Annotated in this window: 14 protein-coding genes; 10 read left to right on the top strand and 4 right to left on the bottom strand. The window is 69.4% G+C overall.

What is annotated here, in order from left to right:
• Positions 1-15 precede the first annotated feature (15 nt).
• Complete coding sequence (locus tag L324_RS17715) at positions 16-1,002, top strand: NAD-dependent epimerase/dehydratase family protein (protein WP_037309198.1); 987 nt, start codon at positions 16-18, stop codon at positions 1,000-1,002.
• 117 nt (positions 1,003-1,119) lie between these two features.
• Here L324_RS17715 and L324_RS17710 read toward each other — a convergent pair whose 3' ends face one another.
• On the bottom strand, positions 1,120-2,127 hold the full coding sequence (locus L324_RS17710; RefSeq protein ID WP_037309195.1) for an RNA polymerase subunit sigma-70: 1,008 nt from the start codon (positions 2,125-2,127) through the stop codon (positions 1,120-1,122).
• A gap of 683 nt (positions 2,128-2,810) precedes the next feature.
• On the opposite strand from L324_RS17710, the gene L324_RS44285 reads away from it, so the two are divergent.
• Together L324_RS44285 and L324_RS17700 are read left to right on the top strand one after the other, a co-directional pair.
• Entirely contained in the window at positions 2,811-5,237 is a 2,427-nt protein-coding gene (locus L324_RS44285) for an ABC transporter permease subunit (RefSeq protein WP_051173952.1), read from the top strand.
• Between the two features lie 28 nt (positions 5,238-5,265).
• Positions 5,266-6,240 carry a glycine betaine ABC transporter substrate-binding protein gene (locus L324_RS17700; RefSeq protein ID WP_037309192.1) on the top strand — a complete coding sequence of 325 codons (975 nt, stop codon included), beginning with the start codon at positions 5,266-5,268 and terminating at the stop codon, positions 6,238-6,240.
• Positions 6,241-6,281: 41 nt separating this feature from the next.
• On the opposite strand, the gene L324_RS17695 is transcribed toward L324_RS17700, so the two are convergent.
• Positions 6,282-7,175 carry a LysR family transcriptional regulator gene (locus L324_RS17695; protein WP_037309189.1) on the bottom strand — a complete coding sequence of 298 codons (894 nt, stop codon included), beginning with the start codon at positions 7,173-7,175 and terminating at the stop codon, positions 6,282-6,284.
• An 82-nt stretch (positions 7,176-7,257) separates the two neighbouring features.
• On the opposite strand from L324_RS17695, the gene L324_RS17690 reads away from it, so the two are divergent.
• The 4 genes from L324_RS17690 (at position 7,258) to L324_RS40955 (ending at position 13,009) form a co-directional block, all read left to right on the top strand.
• Positions 7,258-8,478 (top strand): MFS transporter, encoded by a 1,221-nt coding sequence (locus tag L324_RS17690; RefSeq protein WP_037309187.1) that lies wholly within the window; start codon positions 7,258-7,260, stop codon positions 8,476-8,478.
• Between the two features lie 84 nt (positions 8,479-8,562).
• On the top strand, positions 8,563-9,216 hold the full coding sequence (locus L324_RS17685; RefSeq protein WP_037309184.1) for a TetR/AcrR family transcriptional regulator: 654 nt from the start codon (positions 8,563-8,565) through the stop codon (positions 9,214-9,216).
• The gene (locus L324_RS17680) at positions 9,213-10,877 is read left to right on the top strand and encodes an FAD-binding dehydrogenase (protein WP_037309182.1); all 1,665 of its coding nucleotides are present in this window, start codon (positions 9,213-9,215) and stop codon (positions 10,875-10,877) included. The genes L324_RS17685 and L324_RS17680 overlap by 4 nt, the downstream gene beginning before the upstream one ends.
• Before the next feature lie 173 nt (positions 10,878-11,050).
• Positions 11,051-13,009, top strand: a complete 1,959-nt coding sequence (locus tag L324_RS40955; RefSeq protein ID WP_051173951.1) for a pentapeptide repeat-containing protein — start codon at positions 11,051-11,053, stop codon at positions 13,007-13,009.
• Here L324_RS40955 and L324_RS17665 read toward each other — a convergent pair.
• Entirely contained in the window at positions 12,979-13,935 is a 957-nt protein-coding gene (locus L324_RS17665) for a GlxA family transcriptional regulator (RefSeq protein WP_037309259.1), read from the bottom strand. The genes L324_RS40955 and L324_RS17665 overlap by 31 nt on opposite strands.
• Positions 13,936-14,055: 120 nt before the next feature.
• On the opposite strand from L324_RS17665, the gene L324_RS17660 reads away from it, so the two are divergent.
• Both L324_RS17660 and L324_RS17655 read left to right on the top strand, forming a co-directional pair.
• Positions 14,056-14,646, top strand: coding sequence for an isochorismatase family protein (locus L324_RS17660; protein WP_037309177.1), 591 nt, complete (start codon positions 14,056-14,058; stop codon positions 14,644-14,646).
• 70 nt (positions 14,647-14,716) lie between these two features.
• Positions 14,717-16,456 (top strand): pyruvate dehydrogenase, encoded by a 1,740-nt coding sequence (locus L324_RS17655; protein WP_037309174.1) that lies wholly within the window; start codon positions 14,717-14,719, stop codon positions 16,454-16,456.
• Positions 16,457-16,496: 40 nt separating this feature from the next.
• Here L324_RS17655 and L324_RS17650 read toward each other — a convergent pair whose 3' ends face one another.
• Positions 16,497-16,910, bottom strand: coding sequence for a winged helix-turn-helix transcriptional regulator (locus L324_RS17650; RefSeq protein WP_037309172.1), 414 nt, complete (start codon positions 16,908-16,910; stop codon positions 16,497-16,499).
• Between the two features lie 164 nt (positions 16,911-17,074).
• On the opposite strand from L324_RS17650, the gene L324_RS17645 reads away from it, so the two are divergent.
• Positions 17,075-17,863: an alpha/beta fold hydrolase gene (locus L324_RS17645; RefSeq protein WP_438938458.1), complete on the top strand. Its 789-nt coding sequence runs from the start codon at positions 17,075-17,077 to the stop codon at positions 17,861-17,863.
• Positions 17,864-17,899: the final 36 nt, after the last annotated feature.

Genomic DNA, 17,899 nt, shown 5'->3' with positions numbered 1-17,899 from the left:
TGCTTGTCTGTGGGTATGGAGATCTTGGTGCTGGGTGGAACGGCCTGGGTGGGCCGGGAGCTGTCGCGGCAGGCGATCGAACGCGGCCATCGGGTGACCTGCCTCGCGCGTGGCGAGAGCGGGGAAGTCGCGGACGGAGCGACACTGGTCGTCGCCGACCGGCGTGATCCGTCGGCGTACGAGCCGCTGCTCGACCGGGGATGGGACGCGGTCGTCGAGGTGTCGTGGCAGCCGGGCTTCGTTCGCGGGGCGCTCGACGTGCTGGGCGGCAAGGCCGGGCACTGGGTGTATGTCTCGTCTGGCAACGTCTACGCCTCCCACGCCGCGCTGGGCGCGGACGAGTCCGCTGCCCTGCTCGCCCCGACCGACCGGAGCGAGGTCGGCCACGAGTTGTACGGCGCGGCGAAGGTCGCCTGCGAGCAGGCGTCCACGGCCGCCGTGGGCGACCGCCTGCTCATCGCCCGGGCCGGGCTGATCGGCGGCCCCGGCGACCACAGCGGGCGTTCCGGCTATTGGGTCGCCCGTGCCGCACGCGATCCGCGTGGGCCGATGCTGGTCCCCGACACACCGGCCATCCCCACCCAGGTGGTCGACGTGCGGGACCTCGCCTCCTGGCTGCTCGACTCCGCGGAGACGGGAACCACCGGCGCCTACAACGCCGTCGGCCCGGTCGTTCCGTTCGAAGAGTGGATCGGGTTGTCCCGCGCCGTCGGCGGGCACACCGGTCCGGTCGTCACCGCCGGACCGGATTGGCTGCTCGCGAACGGCGTCGCCCAGTACATGGGACCCGAATCGCTGGCGATGTGGCTGGTCGAGCCGGGCTGGGAAGGGTGGTCGGCCCGGGACGGGTCCTCGGCGCGTGCCGCGGGGCTGCGTCACCGGTCCCAGGCGGAGATGCTGGCCGACACGCTGCGCTGGGAACGTGAGCAGGGGCTGGACCGGGAAAGGCGCGCGGGCCTCAGCGCGCGGCGCGAGCGCGAGTTGCTCGACGCCCTCGGCTGACGGCACCGGCTCGGCACTCGCGGGACTGACCCTCGCAAGCAGCCGACTGATTGCGCCGTTCTTCGCCGCGAACCGAGATGGAAAAGCCCAGACCCGGTCAAGCCGGAAACGGTGGAATCACAGTGCAGGGGGCAGGCCCAGCCATGGTTTGCCGGTGGCGTCGAATCCGGTGAGCTCGGCGATCTTCCCGTCGACGATGTGCAGCGCCGCGACGGCGAACAGCCGGTGCTCCGGATCGCCGGGGGTGCGGAGGTACAGCGCGGCGGCGGGCATGTGGTTGACCGTCGTGGCGATACCACGCCAGTCGTCGTGGCCGCGCTGGAAGAGCCCACCGGAGACCCAGCCGTCCACCGCGTCCTTGGCCGTCGTCGTCAAGGTGCCCGAATCGGGCAGCATGGCGAACCGCAGGTCTTCGCGCAGCAGGGAGATCAGCCCGTCGAGGTCGTTGCGCTCATGGGCGCCGATATACGACTTCACCACGCCGCGCTCGTCCTTCGACAGCTCGTGAGTGGTGGGGCCACGCCAGTCGAGGCGGTGGTCGGGCAACTGCTCGCGCATCGTCACGCGCGCCCGCTGCAATGCGCTGGTCACCGACGCGACGGTCAGTTCGAGGGCGTCGGCGGCCTTCGACGCCGGCCAGCCGAGGACGTCACGCAGGATGAACACCGCCCGCTGCCGCGGCGGCAGGTGCTGGACGGCGACGATGAACGCCAGCTCGATCGTTTCCCGTGACACCACCGATTCCTGCGGGTCTTCGGGGAGCATCCGGTCGGGGTACGGCTGCAGGTACAGCACCTCGGAGCCGGAGTCCGGCAGCTCGACCGGTACGGGAGTGCGGTCGTTGCGCTTGTCCAGGAAGTCGAGGCAGGCGTTCGTCGCGATCCGGTACAGCCAGGTCCGCAGAGAGGCGTGGCCCTTGAACGACTCCCGCTTGTTCCATGCCCGCAGGAACGTCTCTTGTGTGAGGTCCTGGGCGTCCTCGTAGTTCGCGAGCATCCGGTAGCAGTGCACCTGCAGCTCGCGCCGGTGGCGCTCGGTGAGGAGCGCGAACCGCGCCGTATCGCCTGCGCCTGCCGCTTCGATGAACGTGGTCTCGTCGGCGCCCAGCGGTTTGGCATCGGTCATGGTCGTCAATCCTTCCACCGGTGTGAGGGGGCTACCAGAACCGACGATGGGGCGGAGGATTTCTCATCGGTGACGCCGTTGTCTTCTTTGTGCGCGGCGACGGTTCGGTGACCGGGTGGTCGGCTGTGTGGATTTGGGGCGTTGGGTGACCGGAAGTCACGGTCCCGACTGGTTCGGCTGCTTGTCGCGGTGTCCTGAAGGACTCCTTTGAGACGGTGAACGTCGCAAAGGGGTCCTTCGCGACGCCCTTTTGCCGTACCGGGTCGCGGGCAGTGGGTGTGTGGATTTTGTTCCGTTAGGTGAGCAGAAATCCACACGGTGCCGCGTGATCGGTCCGGCCGGACTGGTGGAGATGGGGAGGGGTGTGTGGAAATAGGGACAGTGAATGTCCCTATTTCCACACACCTCTCACTCTGAGTGACTGCGTGACTGGTCCGGCTGCTTGTCGCGGTGTCCTGAAGGACTCCTTTGAGACGGTGAACGTCGCAAAGGGGTCCTTCGCGACGCCTTCCGTTGACCGGACCTAGGGCATCGAGTGTGTGGATTTTGTTCCGTTGGGTGAGTGGACAGGAGCCCCGCGGACATGTTGGGCTGAGACTCGGTCGGCGATTTTCCGCCCTGCGACGTCGAGGAGCGACGCCCTGAGCCTGTCGGAGTACCTCCGCGAGAACTGGATCGACGTCGTGAACGACGCGATCCTGCATGTGGATCTCACCCTGGCGGCGATGGCGCTGGCCGTGCTGGTCGGAATGACGATCGGCCTGCTCACCTACCGGCGGCGGTGGCTCGGCTCGATCGCGACCACGACCACGGCGGCGTTCTTGACCATCCCGTCGATCGCGCTGCTGGGCATCCTGATCGGCCCGTTCGGGCTGGGGCTCACGAATGTCCTGTGCGCGCTGGTGCTCTACGCGCTCCTGCCGATCACCCGCAACACGATCGTCGGGCTGCGCGGCGTCGACCCGGCCGTGGTGGACGCCGCGCGCGGTATGGGCCTGGGCCGCGCGCGGTTGTTGTGGCGCGTGCGCCTGCCGCTCGCGTGGCCGGTGATCCTTTCCGGCATCCGGGTCTCGACGCAGATCACGATCGGTATCGCGGCCATCGGCGCGTATGTGAAGGGGCCCGGTCTCGGCAACGAGATCTTCGACGGGCTCGGCCGCTTCGGCTCGGTCAACTCACTGAACCAGGTTCTCACCGGGACGCTGGGGATCATGGTGCTGGCTCTGCTGTTCGACCTGGCCTTCGTGGTGGTCGGCAAGCTGACCACCCGGCGACGTCCCCGTGCCGCCCGAACGGTGACGTCGGGGGAGGTGGCCGGATCGGGTGGCGAGACGATCGAGCTGCGGGACGTCAGCAAGCACTACCCCGGACGAGCGGTGCCGGCGGTCGAACGCCTGACGATGCGGATCCCGGCGGGCGAAATCGTCGTGTTGACCGGTCCGTCGGGATGCGGCAAGACCACGACCATGCGGATGATCAACCGCCTCGTCGAACCCACCGCGGGCGTCGTCACGATCGGCGGCACCGATGTGTCGGCGCTCGACCTCGACGAACACCGGCGCAGCACCGGCTACGTCATCCAGCAGGTCGGGCTTTTCCCGCATCTGCGGGTGGACGCCAACATCGGCGTGGTGCCGCGGCTGCTCGGCTGGACCCGGCAGCGCGTCGCCGGTCGCGTGCGCGAGCTGCTCGACGTCGTCGGCTTGACCCGCGAGCACGGTGTCCGGTACCCGCGTGAGCTTTCCGGCGGTCAGCAGCAGCGCGTCGGGGTGGCGCGGGCGATGGCCGCGGATCCGCCGGTCATGTTGATGGACGAGCCGTTCGGCTCCACCGACCCGATCACGCGCGCCCGGCTGCAGGACGAATTCCTTCGCCTGCAACGGGAAGTGCGCAAGACGATCGTGTTCGTCACGCACGACTTCGACGAGGCGCTCAAGATCGGCGATCGGATCGCCGTGCTGCGGCCGCGGTCGGTGATCGCGCAGTACGACACGCCCCAGGCGATCCTCGCGGCGCCTGCGGACGACTACGTCGCGAGTTTCGTCGGCTCGAAGCGGAATCTGAAACGGCTCGCGCTGATCCGGGTGGGAGACCTGGACCTCCGGCAGGCGGCCGGGCCCGACGGCCTGCCTCCGGTCCGGCCCGACGCCACCCTGCGGGACGCGCTGGACGTGATGGTGCGGACCGGCAGCACCGAGGTCGCGGTCACCGAGGACGGCACGGCGCGGCCGCTGGGAGTGTGCGACGTGCCCATCCTCGTCGCGGCGCTCAAGCCCCCAGACGAGGAGCCCACCGCCGAGGCGCCCCCGCCCGCGATCCCGGACGCCGAGGAGGCGCCTGTCCCGGAGACCACAGCGCCCGCAAAGACCGCGGAGTCCACGCGGCCCCGCCGTCGCCGGCTCGGGCTGCTGGTGCGCCCGGTTCTGCTGATCCTCGCCTTGCTGGCGCTCTTCGCGATCGTGCGTGCGCATCCGATCGACTCGATCGAGCAGCGCTTTCTCAACGCCGACGAGATCTTCACCGAACTGGGCGAGCACCTGCGGCTCACCTTGATCTCGACGGTGTGGACCATCGCCATCGCCCTCCCGCTCGGCATCCTGCTCACCCGCGCCGGCGCACGCTGGGCCAGGCCCATCGGCCTGGGGCTGGGCAACCTCGGCCAGGCGATCCCGTCGATCGGGCTCGTCGTGCTGCTCGCGCTCTGGATCGGCACGGGCACCGCGACGGCGGTGACGGCGCTCGTCGTCTACGCGACCTTGCCGGTGCTGCGCAACACGATCGTCGGCCTCGACGGTGTCGACCCGACCCTCGTCGACGCCGCGCGCGGTATGGGCATGGGCAAGACGGCCATCCTGTGGCGGATCGAGCTGCCGCTGGCGGTTCCGGTGATCCTCGCCGGGATCAGGACCGCGCTGGTGCTCACCGTCGCGAGCGCGACGCTGGCGACGTTCATCGACGGCGGCGGTCTCGGCGGCGGGCTGGTCGCCGGGATCGGCCTGTACCGCCCGATTCTGAGCCTGACTTTCGGCATCATCGTCGCCGCGCTGGCGCTTTTCGTCGACTGGCTGGGGCTGGTCGCCGAGGAGTTCCTGCACCCGCGCGGTTTGTAGCCCGACCGACTTCAAGGAGGACCGACCCATGCGGACGCTCCAGCGCACGACCGCCGCCGTGCTCGCGCTCGTCACGGCGGCGTCGCTCGCGACAGGCTGCACGATCGGCAAGGACGAGACCGCTGCCCAGGTGGGCGCGGGATCCATCAAGAAGATCGACTCGTTGAACGGCGTCCAGCTCCGCGTCAGCTCCAAGGAGTTCGACGAGCAGCTGCTGCTCGGCCAGATCGCCCTCGTCGCCTTGCAGGCGGCCGGGGCGAGCCCGCAGGACAAGACCAACATCACCGGTTCGAGCAACGTCCGCCAGGCGCTCACCAGCGGCGCGGTCGATCTGTACTGGGAATACACCGGCACCGCCTGGATCAGCTACCTCAACCAGATCAAGCCGATCAGTGACCCGCAGGCGCAGTACGACGCGGTCAAACAGGCCGACACCGCCAACGGCGTCACCTGGTGGGCACGCTCTCCGGCCAACGACACCTACGCCCTCGCCGGCAACCCGGCGACGCTGGCCCGGACCGGCGTCAAGACGCTCTCCGACTACGCGGCCCTCGTGAAGCGGGACCCGGCCGCCGCCTCGACCTGTATGGGCCCGGAGTTCAAGAGCCGGGACGACGGGTTCCCCGGCCTGGCGAAGACCTACGGGTTCACCCTCCCCGACCCGCAGGTGCACCTGCTCAACGATGCCGTCGTCTACCCGAGCATCGGCAAGGGGGAGCCCTGCGGCTTCGGTTCGGTCGCCTCTACCGACGGGCGCGTGGCCGCGCAGCGCCTCACCGTGCTCGAGGACGACAAGCACTTCTTCCCGACGTACAACCCCGCCATCACGATCGCGACGGGTGTCGCGCAGAAATACCCGCAGCTGGAGCAGGTCTTCACACCGATCGCCGAGAAACTCGACACCGCGACGCTCACGGACCTGAACAGGAAGGTCAGCGTCGAAGGCCAGAAACCCGCCACGGTCGCCCGCGACTGGCTCAAGTCGGCGGGCTTCATCAGCTGAACCGCACGCGGGGATCGCGTCCTCATCGCTGTTGACGGCGACTACATCTGTTCGGCGACAGCACGCGCGACGTCGACGGCGATCGCCCGGGCCCGGATCGCCAGCGGGGACTCGGTCCGCCACGCGGGCCAGTGCAGGGACAGCTCCCTGGTGGGCGACGGGCTCAGCCGGTGGATGCCGAGCCGCTCGTCGGACCAGGCGTCGTTACCGTGCAGGGCGAGCCAGGGCAGCACGGCCCAGCCGATGCCCACCCGCACCATCGACAGGATGGTTTCGTGGCCCGTGGTGCGGAAGACGAACCGCGGCTGCGCGCCCGCGCGGGCGAGCGTCCGCTCCAGCCAGCGTTGATGATGGGTGGGCGGCCAGGCGACCATCGGGACATCGTCGAGCAGCCGTGTCCGCACCGGGCCGTCGGGGAACGTGCCCGCGCTCGTCACCAGGAGGTACGGCTCGTCGAAGAGTTTGACGTGCTCGACGTCGCCTTCGACCGCGTCGTCGTGGAACAGCAGGTCGAGATCCCCGATCCGCGGCGCCTCGGGTTTCACGTCGGACAGCCTGATGTCGCAGCCGGGATGCTCGTCGAGCAGCCTGCTGATGACGGACGGCAGGATCAGGTTCGACACGCTCTGGAAAGTGCCGATGTCGATCCGGCCGTGGCCCGCGCGGAAACGGTCGACGGCGTCGGTCAGCTCCACCGCCTTCGCCAGCAGATCGCGGCCGTGGGCCAGGACCACCTCGCCGAGTGGCGTGATCCGGACCGGCCTCGGCCCGCCCGGCCGGTCGAAGACCGCGCCGCCGACGGCCTTCTCCAACGCCGCGATCTGCTGGCTCACCGACGATTGGGTGTAGCCGAGACGAACGGCCGCTTGGCCGAACGTTCCTTCCTCGGCGACCACCGCCATGGCCCGCAGATGACGCAGTTCGACGTTCACCATGGGTTTAACATAAGCCCTGGCGATGGCTTTGATCGAATATCATCGCTTTTTTCAATGGCTTTACCGCCTTAGCGTCAGAGCCATGACGACTTCGAGCACGATCACTCCGGCGCCCCTGAACCGAGCGGCCTTGCCGAACCTGGGACTGCCCAGGCTGGTCTGGTCGTTGGCGGCAACGCACTTCGTCGGCAGGGCGGGCGGTGTGGTGCGGTCGTTTCTGGTGCTGTATCTGACTCAGGCGCAGCACCTCTCGCCCGCGACCGCCGGCGCGGTGGTCGCCGCCGTCGGGGTGGGGGACATCGGATCCCAGCTGCTCGGGGGCTGGCTGGGAGACCGGATCGGCCGACGCAACACGATGCTGGTGGGGCATCTGGGTGCCGCCGTGGCGCTCGCCGCGCTCGGCTCGGCGGATTCGATGCCGGGGATCTGGGCGGCCGCCGTCGGGATCGGGCTGACGATCGAGCTGTTCCGCCCGGCCGGCTCGGCCGCGGTGGCCGATCTGCCCACGCGCCAACGGATCCGTGCGTTCGGGTTGCTCTACTGGGCGGCGAACCTCGGTTTCTCGGTCGCCACGGTCATGGCCGGGATCCTGGCCACACACGGCTACGGGCTGCTGTTCTGGACCAACATCGTGGCCTCGCTGGCCGCGGCGCTGATCGTCTGGAAGCTGGTGCCGGAAACCCGTCCGGCCGGATCGGCGCGGACGCGGGGAGCGCTGTTGCCCGTGGTGCTGCGAGACCGGCTGATGCTCGCGATGATGGCGATCCACGTCGGCTACTTCACCCTGTTCCTGCAGACGTTCACGACGTTGCCGCTGCTGATGACGGGCAACGGGATCCAGCCCACGACCTACGGTGCGGTGCTGGCGCTCAACGGCGTCGCCATCGTGCTCCTCCAGCCGGTGGCCGTCCGGTTGCTCGCCGGCCGCGACGGCGGTGTGGTGTCGGCCGTGTCGATGCTGCTCGTCGGGGTCGGCGCCGCGCTCGGCGCCCTGAGCCACAGCACCCCGGCTTTCGCCGGATCGGTCGTGATCTGGACGCTCGGCCAGATCGGTATCGCCGTCCGGTTCGGCGACACCTTCGCCGACCTCGCCCCCGCCGAGCTGCGGGGCAGGTACATGGGCCTCGCCTCGACCACCTGGAGCGTGGGAGCGGTGCTCGGCCCGTTGGCGGGAACCTCCTTGCTCGATCTGGCCGGACCGACCGTGCTCGCCTCGGTGTGCGCGATCGGCGGACTCGCCCTCTTCATCGCCCAGCGGGCGCTGGTGCCGGCATTGCGCCGCCGGACCGCCGCGCAGCGCTGACCTGCGGCAGTGTGCCAGGTCACCGCCTCCCCAGTTGCATACGTTCATGTATCCGATGCATTCTTGTATCGAACGGGAGGCGTGATGTCCGCAGGGCGAGAGAGAACCGGTCCGGCCCGCGAGCCGCGGGTGACCAAACGACGCGCCGAAACCCGGCGCCGGTTGCTGGACGCGGCACTCGAGGTCTTCGCCAGGGAAGGATTCGGCCGCGCGACCGTCGACGAGGTCTGCGCTCAGGCCGGCTACACCCGGGGAGCGTTCTACTCGAACTTCGTGTCCTTGGACGAGCTGTTCCTGGCCATGTGGGAAGAGCGGTCGGCCGAGCAGATCAGCCGGACCCGCCAGGCGTTCGAGGCCGGGGACTTCCCGGCGGTGTCCGATGTGGACAGTGTCGTGGGGGAGGTGTTGCGGGTCGTCCCGATGGACGAGGAGTGGTACCGGGTGAGCGCCGAATTCACCGCGCACGCCCTGCGGACACCCGGGCTGCGGAAGGTGATCGCCGCGCGGGAGCGGGCGATCGCCGCGTCGTTCATGCCGTTGCTCCTGGAGCTGCTCGCTCGCATCGGCCGGTCCGTGCCCGATCCGGACGCGCTGGGACAGGCCTTGATCGCCGTGCACGACGGCACGGCCGCCCAGTGCTTCACCGAACCCGGCGAACCCGTGGTGTGGCAGCGCCGGGCCGAGCTGTTCGGCCGCGTCATCACCGCTTACAGCACCGAAAGCAGGAACCGATCATGACCGGAGAACCGGACGTCATCGTGGTGGGAGCCGGCCTCGCCGGGCTCGTCGCGACCTACGAACTCACCAAGGCCGGGCGCCGGGTGCTGGTCGTCGAACAGGAGAACCGCGCCAACCTCGGCGGCCAGGCGTTCTGGTCACTCGGCGGGCTCTTCCTCGTCGACAGCCCGGAGCAGCGGCGCAACGGCATCAAGGACTCCTACGAGCTGGCTCTGCGCGACTGGCTGGACTCCGCCGGCTTCGACCGCGACGACGAGGACCGCTGGGCCCGCCAGTGGGCGCAGGCCTACGTCCGGTTCGCCGCCACGGAAAAGCGGCGGTACCTGCACGACCTGGGACTGCGGTTCACTCCCGTGGTCGGCTGGGCCGAGCGCGGGGGAGGCACGGCGGACGGCCACGGCAACTCGGTGCCGCGGTTCCACCTGACCTGGGGCACGGGCCCGGAAGTGGTCCGGGTCTTCGCCGAACCGGTGCTGGAGGCCGAACGCGACGGGCTGGTGCGGTTCGCGTTCCGCCATCAGGTCGACGAGCTGATCGTCGAGGACGGCGCCGCGGTCGGGGTGCGGGGCACCGTGCTGGAGCCGTCGGAGGCGGACCGGGGCAAGGCGTCGTCCCGGGTCGGCGTGGACGGCTTCGAGTCGCGCGCCAAGGCCGTGCTCGTCACCTCGGGTGGCATCGGGCACAACCACGACCTGATCCGCGCCAACTGGCCCGCCGACCGTCTCGGCCCTTGCCCGCGGACGATGATTCCCGGCGTGCCCGCCCACGTCGACGGGCGCATGCTCGCGATCAGCGAGCGAGCCGGTGCCGGTCTGGTCAACCGCGACCGGATGTGGCACTACACCGAAGGTCTGCACAATTGGGACCCCATCTGGCCCGACCACGCGATCCGGATCATCCCCGGCCCGTCGTCGATGTGGTTCGACGCCACCGGAAAGCGGCTCCCCGCCCCGAACTTCCCCGGCTTCGACACCAACCAGTCGATGAAGGCCATCCTGTCGACCGGCTACGACTACTCGTGGTTCGTGCTGAACCAGACGATCATCGACCGCGAATTCGTGCTGTCCGGGTCGGAACAGAACCCCGACATCACCGGCAAGGATCTCCGACGCACGCTGACCAGCCGCGGCGGCAAGGGCGCACCCGGCTCGGTCGAGGCATTCAAGAACCAGGGAGTGGACTTCGTCGTCGCCGACACTCTGGACGAGCTCGTCGCGGGCATGAACAAGATCAGCCGCGGTCCGGACCTGGAACTCGCGGAGATCGAACGCCAGATCGCCGCTCGCGACGGCCAGGTCGGAAACCGGTTCTCCAAGGACTTCCAGCTCATGGCGATCGCCAACGCCCGCCGGAGCCTGGGGGACCGGCTGGTGCGAGTGGCGAAGCCGCACCGGCTTCTCGATCCGGCGCACGGTCCGTTGATCGCGGTCCGCCTCAACATCCTGACGCGCAAGACGCTGGGCGGGATCCAGACGAACCTCGATTCGCAGGCGATGCGCGCCGACGGCTCGCCGTTCCCCGGCCTGTACGCCGCCGGTGAGGTCGCCGGATTCGGCGGCGGGGGCGTGCACGGCTACAACGCGCTGGAAGGCACGTTCCTCGGCGGCTGCATCTTCTCCGGCCGCGCCGCGGGCCGGGCCCTCGCACGCACCCTTCAGTAGGCCTTTCCTCAGTAGGCCTTTCCTCAGGGCGGAGGTGAAGGGGACTTTCCCCGCATGCGATGCGAGGAAAGCGCCCTTCACCGCATCACATGCGGGGAAAGCGTCCTTCACCTCCGGCGGGCCGGCAGCTGAAGACGTGTCGTCGCCGGGGCCTCTCGCGGCATGATGTGCGGGTGGACACGCTACCGCCGTCGCCGGGCCCGTTCGAACCGTCCGCGCAGCCGCCGATGTCGGTGCTCGTGTACCGGCAGCAGGCGGATCCGCCGCGCGAATTGCCGGTGTTGTCGAACCGGGCCATCGGATGGGCGGCGACCGCGTTGATCGTGCTCGGCGCCGGGGTCGCGGTGGCGCTGCTGGTCGCGTTCGGCGACGGCGGGCACTCCGGGCGGCTCGAAGCGATCAAGACGGCGGGCACGATCGTTCTCGGCACCGGTGGTGCGGCCGCGTTGTGGCTGACCGCCCGTCGGCAGCGGACCTCCGAGCTGAGTCTCAACCAGGCGCACGCCGCGCACGCGACGACCATCGCGGACGCCGAGGCCCGCCGGATCACCGACCTGTACGGCAAGGCCGCCGATCAGCTCGGGTCGGCGCAGGCGCCGGTACGCCTCGCCGGTTTATACGCACTGGAACGGCTTGCCCAGGACAACCCGGCACAGCGTCAAACCATCGTCGATCTGCTGTGCGCCTATCTGCGGATGCCTTACCGGCCACCACAACGCGAACCAGTGCGGCGCCCCGGGGTCCCGCGCCCGTTACTGGGCAGCCACGCCCGGCAGCGGGCGTCGGTGCGGCTGGCTCCGCCCGCACCGCGCGCGGACGCGCTGACCGCCGAGTACGCGGAAGCCGAGCAGGAGCGCCAAGTCCGGCGGACCGCGCAGACCATTCTGTTCCGGCACTTGAAATTCGGCACGAAGGACGAGCCGGTCGACACCTTCTGGCCCGACATCAACCTGGATCTCACCGGCGCCGTGCTCGGTCCGGCCAACCTGATCGGTTGCCGTATCGTCGCGGCGGACTTCACCGACGCCACCTTCACCGGTGACGTGTGGTTCAACGACGTCCGGTTCAGGTTGAACGCCGTGTTCACGGGCACGCGGTTCATCGGAGTGGCCCAGTTCGCCAATACCCGTTTCGACCACGAAGCGGATTTCCGCCGGGCGACCTTCGACAAGGCCGCCCGGTTCGCGGACGTCGACTTCCGAGGGACCACGACGTTCAAGCAAGCGGACTTCCGCTCGGATGCGGTGTTCACCGGTGCGACCTTCGCAGCCGACGCCTGGTTCGCCGAGGCCGATTTCCGGGGCGAAGTCAACTTCGGCAAGGCGCGGTTCGCCGGGCTGGGAGTGTTCGCCCACACCCGGTTCGCCGCCAACGCCTACTTCGCCCACACCCACTTCGACATCGGGGCCGACTTCGGCGAAGCCCGGTTCGACGGCGCGTTCACCGGGTTCGTCGCCGCGAACCTCGGCAGCGCCCGGTTCCACGCGACCGAGTTCGGCTGGAACATCGAGTTCACGGGCGCTCTTTTCGCCGAAGACACCACGTTCACCATGGCGCGGTTCGACGCAGGCGTCGAGTTCACCCGGGCGCGGTTCCACGGCACCGCTCACTTCGGTGGGGCGCGGTTCGCGAAGCCCGCTGTGTTCGAAGAGGCTGTATTCGTTGGCGACACAAGGTTCTATGACTGCCGCTTCGCCGGGTTGACGACGTTCGAACGGGCTCGGTTCGAGGCAAATGTGTGGTTCGAGAGTACGGAGTTCGCCGACAGCGTCGGATTCACGAAGACGGTCTTCCGCGGCGAAGTGAGGTTTCTCAACACGAGATTCGGCGACGTCTGCGGGTTCTTCCATGCACGGTTCGAGGACGACATCGTCTTCTCCTGGATCCGTTTCGGCGGACCGGTCTCTTTCACCGGCACCGACTTCGCGCGACCCCCTCGTATCAAGACGGTGTGGGTCCGGGCGGATGTACGGAAAATCGGCTCGGGCAGTGTTTGGCCTCTTGGGACCGAAGTCCTAGATGTCTGTGAACGTCCTTATGTGGCTTCGGAAGGCGAGTGGGGGACGCTGGTGCTTGCGCCGCCGGACGATCCGGCGGGCTATCAGCAGGCGCCGGAGAACTCGAGCCGGTAGCGGGTCGGCGTCGTCCCCAGCGCGGCGGCGAAGTGCTCGCGAAGACGGGCAGGCGTACCGAAACCGGATTGTGCGGCGACGGTGTCGACGCCGAGCGTGGTCGTCTCGAGAAGGTGCCGCGCCCGCGCGAGGCGCTGGGCGACAAGCCAGTGGTGGACGGTGGTCCCGGTGCGGGCGCGGAACGAGCGGGTGAAGGTGCTCCTGCTCATGTGGGCCCGGGCGGCGAGGCCGTCGATGCTGTGCTGGGCGTCGAGATGGGACTGCGCCCAGTTCATCACGTGGGTGATCGGATCCTCGTCCGGGGCGGGGACGGGGAACTCGATGAACTGGGCCTGGCCACCGGGACGATGCGGCGCGGCGACGATCCGCCGGGCGACGCGGTTGGCCACGACCTGACCGGCCCGGCGGGCGAGCAGATGCAGACAGGTGTCGATCCCCGCGGTCGCGCCCGCGCCGGTCACGATGTCGCCCTCGTCGACATACAGGTCTTCGGGACGCAGTTCCGCCGCGGGGAAGCGCCTCCGGAACGTTTCGGCCCAGCTCCAGTGGGTGGTCGCCGCGCGACCGTCGAGGATGCCGGCGTCCGCGAGGGCGAAGACCCCCAGGCAGAGCCCGACGACGAGTGCTCCGCGTTCGTGCGCGGTCCGCAGCGCGGCGGAGACGGGCGGGGGCGTCGGGGTTTCCGGGTCGGACCACCACGGCACGACGATGATGTCGGCGTCCGCGAGCGCGCCGAGGTCGGCGGGGACGTCGATGGCATAGCCGGCGCTCGTGGCGAGCAGGCCCGGCTTCAGGGCGACGACCGTGATCGGCCACGGCTCCATGTCGCCCACCGGGGATTCGGGTCCCCAGACCAGTGACGGCACGGCGAGGTGGAACGGGCTGATCCCCTCGAACGCCAGGACGGCCACCCTCGGAGCGTTCATCGATCCCTCTTCCCTCGGATGTCGGCCGATCTCGACCATGCCTGACCCGAATCCGTATCTCGATATCGGATCGGGTCAGCCACGATGGTAACCGTACCGACGGAAAGCGAAGGAAACCCGATGACCAGCACCACTCTCCGCGAAATCAGCACCCTGCCGACGACCCCCGCGACGCTCTCGGACGCGACGGTGATCCTCGTCGACTACCAGAACACCTACACGCGCGGCGTGATGGAACTCGACGGCTGGGAAGCGGCGCTCGACGAGGCCGCCACGCTGCTGGCGCGTGCCCGTGCGGAGGGCGCGACGGTCATCCACGTCATGCACGACGGCGGCGAGGGCAGCCCGTACGACCTCAAGCAGGACATCGGCCTGATCCACGAGCGCGTCGCTCCCGCTCCGGGTGAACAGGTCGTGGTGAAGACCGCGCCGAACTCGTTCGTGGGGACACCGTTGGGGGAACTGGTCGACGCCGCCGGGCATCAGGATGTCGTCGTGGCCGGGTTCATGACCCATATGTGCGTCACGTTCACCGCGGAAGGCGCTTTCCTGCGCGGGAACACCCCGACCGTGGTGGCGGCCGCCTGCGCCACGCGTTCGCTCCCGTCCGTCGCGGGCGCGGTGACCGCCGCGGAACAGCACCGCGCGGCCCTCGCCACGATCGGAGATCTCTACGCCGTCGTCGTCGGCTCCACGGCCGAGCTCGGCTAGGACCTGCGAGGCGGCGCCCGCACGTGGATCATGAACGGTGTCCCGCCGCCGGAGTACCGAAGGGGTCGTGATGGCCAAGCCCAACGTCGCCGAGCAGTTCGTCCAAGTCCTGGTCCAGGCCGGGGTGGAACGGATCTACGGCGTGGTCGGAGACAGCCTCAACCCCGTCGTCGACGCCATCCGCCGCACCCCGGGCATCGACTGGGTGCACGTCCGTAACGAGGAGGCGGGCGCGTTCGCGGCGGCCGCCGAGGCCCAGCTGACCGGACGGCTCGCGGTGTGCGCCGGCAGCTGCGGTCCCGGCAACACCCATCTGGTGCAAGGACTTTACGACGCGCACCGCACCGGGGCTCCGGTTCTCGCGCTCGCCTCGCATATCCCGTCCGGTCAGATCGGGACCGGGTTCTTCCAGGAGACCCATCCTGAACGGCTGTTCGTCGACTGCAGTGGCTATTGCGAGCAGATCAGCGGACCCGCCCAGATGCCGAGGGTGCTGCGGATCGCCATGCAGCACGCGCTGTCCCGCGGTGAGGTGTCGGTGCTGGTGCTGCCTGGCGACGTCGCACAGCTCGACGCCGTTTCGCCGACCGGGAACGGGGCGCCGGTCACCGAGCACGGGACGGTCGTGCCGCCGGAGCCGCAGGTGGCCCGGCTCGCCGAGTTGATCAACGAAGCCGGGACCGTCACCTTGTTCGCCGGTGCCGGGGTGCGCGGCGCGCACGCCGAGGTGATGGAGCTGGCCGGGGCCGTGCAGGCTCCGGTCGGCCACAGCCTGCGCGGCAAGGAGTGGATCCAGTACGACAATCCCTACGACGTCGGAATGAGCGGCCTGCTCGGCTACGGCGCCTGCTACCGGGCCATGCACGACGCGGATCTCCTGGTGCTTCTCGGCACCGATTTCCCTTACGACTCCTTCCTTCCCCAGGCGCGGACCGTGCAGATCGACCACGACGCGACCCGGCTGGGCAGGCGCACCCCGCTGGAACTGGCGGTACACGGCGACGTGCGGGAGACCCTGCGGGCCGTCCTGCCGCTGGTGCGCCGCAAGACCGACCGCACGTTCCTGGACCGCATGCTGCGTGATCACTGCAAAACGCTGGAACGGGTCGTCGACGCCTACACCCGCGACGTCGAACGGCATGTGCCCATCCATCCGGAGTTCGCCGCGGACCTCCTCGACGAACTCGCCGCGGACGACGCGATCTTCACCGTCGACACCGGCATGTGCAACGTCTGGGCGGCCCGGTACCTCACACCGAACGGGCGCCGCCGGGTCATCGGGTCGTTCCTGCACGGCACCATGGCCAACGCCCTGCCGCACGCCATCGGCGCGCAGTTCGCCTACCCGGGACGGCAGGTCGTGTCGATGTCCGGCGACGGGGGACTGGGCATGCTGCTCGGCGAGTTGCTCACCGTGGCGTTGCACGACCTTCCGGTCAAGATCGTGACGTTCAACAACTCCTCGCTCGGCATGGTGAAACTGGAAATGCTGGTGGACGGCCTGCCCGACTACCAGACCGATCACCGGCCGGTCGATTTCGCCGCCATCGCCAGTGGCGCGGGACTGCGCGCCGAGCGGGTGACCGATCCGACCCGGCTGCGTGCGGCGCTCAAGGAGGCCCTGAGTCACGACGGTCCCGCGCTGGTGGATGTCGTGACGGATCCGAACGCGTTGTCCGTCCCGCCGCACATCACCGCCGGTCAGCTCGGCGGATTCGCCTTGGCCGCGAGCAAAGTGGTGCTCGAAGGCGGGGTGGGCCGGATGATCGACCTCGCCCGGGCCAATCTCCGCAACATCCCGCGACCCTGAGAACGCCGTCCCGGCGCGGGCCGTGGTCCCACGGTCCGCGTCACTCGCCGTCCGCGTCCGGCCGGGCGTCGTTGATCGCGTTGAGCCGGTCGATCTCGGCCATGTGCCGCTCCGCCCACGCCCGGACCGCCGCGAGCGGGATCTCCAGCGACAAGCCCAGTTCGGTGAGCCGGTAGTGCACCCGCGGTGGCACTGTCGGCTCCACTCTGCGGGTGACCAGGCCGTCGCGGACGAGGCTGTGCAGGGTCACCGACAGCATTTTCTGTGAGACACCGGGCATCCGCCGCCGCAACTCGGCGAACCGCACTTCCTGCGGGGCGGCGTCGGCGAGCACCTTGATGGCCATCGACGTCCATTTCGTGCCGATGCGGTCCAGCAGCCGCCGGGTCGGGCACTCCGGCGAGAACAGATCACCACGCGCGGCGCCGGCCGCACGCTCCGTCCGGGTGGTCACCTGGACCTCACCACCTGTCGGCAAGGTGCCGTCTTGGCAGCACCGTCGGGGTTACTTACCGTTTCATGGTAACCAAAGGTGACCACCTGGAGGACTTCTTGTCCGGCACAGCCACTTCCCCCGTCACGCTGACGCAGATCGCGACCAACGGCATCGAGGCCTCCGTGGCGACGGCCGGTACGGGGCCGCCGGTCGTGCTGCTGCACGGTTTCCCGCACACCTGGCAGCTCTGGCGCGAGGTCCTCGGCCCGCTGGCCACGCGTCACCGGGTGATCGCCCCGGACCTGCGCGGATTCGGCGCCAGCACCCGTGCCGTCGACGGCTACGACGCGGGCACCCTGGCCGCCGACCTCGAAGGAATCCTCGACGCACTGGGCGAACCCACCGCGGCCGTGGTCGCCATCGACGCCGGTGTCCCGGCCGCCACCCTGCTTGCGCTACGGCGACCGGACCGGGTGCGGCGGCTCGTCGTCATGGAATCACTGCTGGGGTCGCTGCCCGGCGCCGAGGACTTCCTCGCCGCCGGTCCGCCCTGGTGGTTCGGATTCCACGCCGTGCCCGGTCTCGCCGAAACGGTCCTGACCGGCCACGAGGCGCGGTGCATCGACTGGTTCCTGCACGCGGGCACCCATGGGCGCGGTGTGTCACCGGAGGTCCGCGACGCGTTCGTCGACGCCTACACCGGATCCGAGGCGCTGCGCTGCGCCTTTTCCTACTACCGCGCCCTGCCCACCAGCGCACGCCAGCTCGACGACGCCGTGGCGCGCGGCGGACTCGTCATGCCCACCCTGGCGATCGGCGCGCATCCGGTCGGCGCGACCCTGGAACGACAGCTGCGCCCCGTGGCGAGTGACCTCACCGGACACCTCATCCCGGACTGCGGCCACATCATCCCGCTCGACCGGCCCCGAGAACTGCTGGACCTGCTGGTGCCCTTTCTCGCGCTCTCGTGAGTGGTGTGCGGGGCCGTCTCGGGTGGGAGGCGTCGC

It is taken from the genome of Amycolatopsis orientalis DSM 40040 = KCTC 9412 (assembly GCF_000478275.1).
GTDB lineage: Bacteria > Actinomycetota > Actinomycetes > Mycobacteriales > Pseudonocardiaceae > Amycolatopsis > Amycolatopsis orientalis.
Note: the sequence above shows the minus strand (reverse complement) of the source record. Positions and strands in the feature narration are given on the sequence as shown.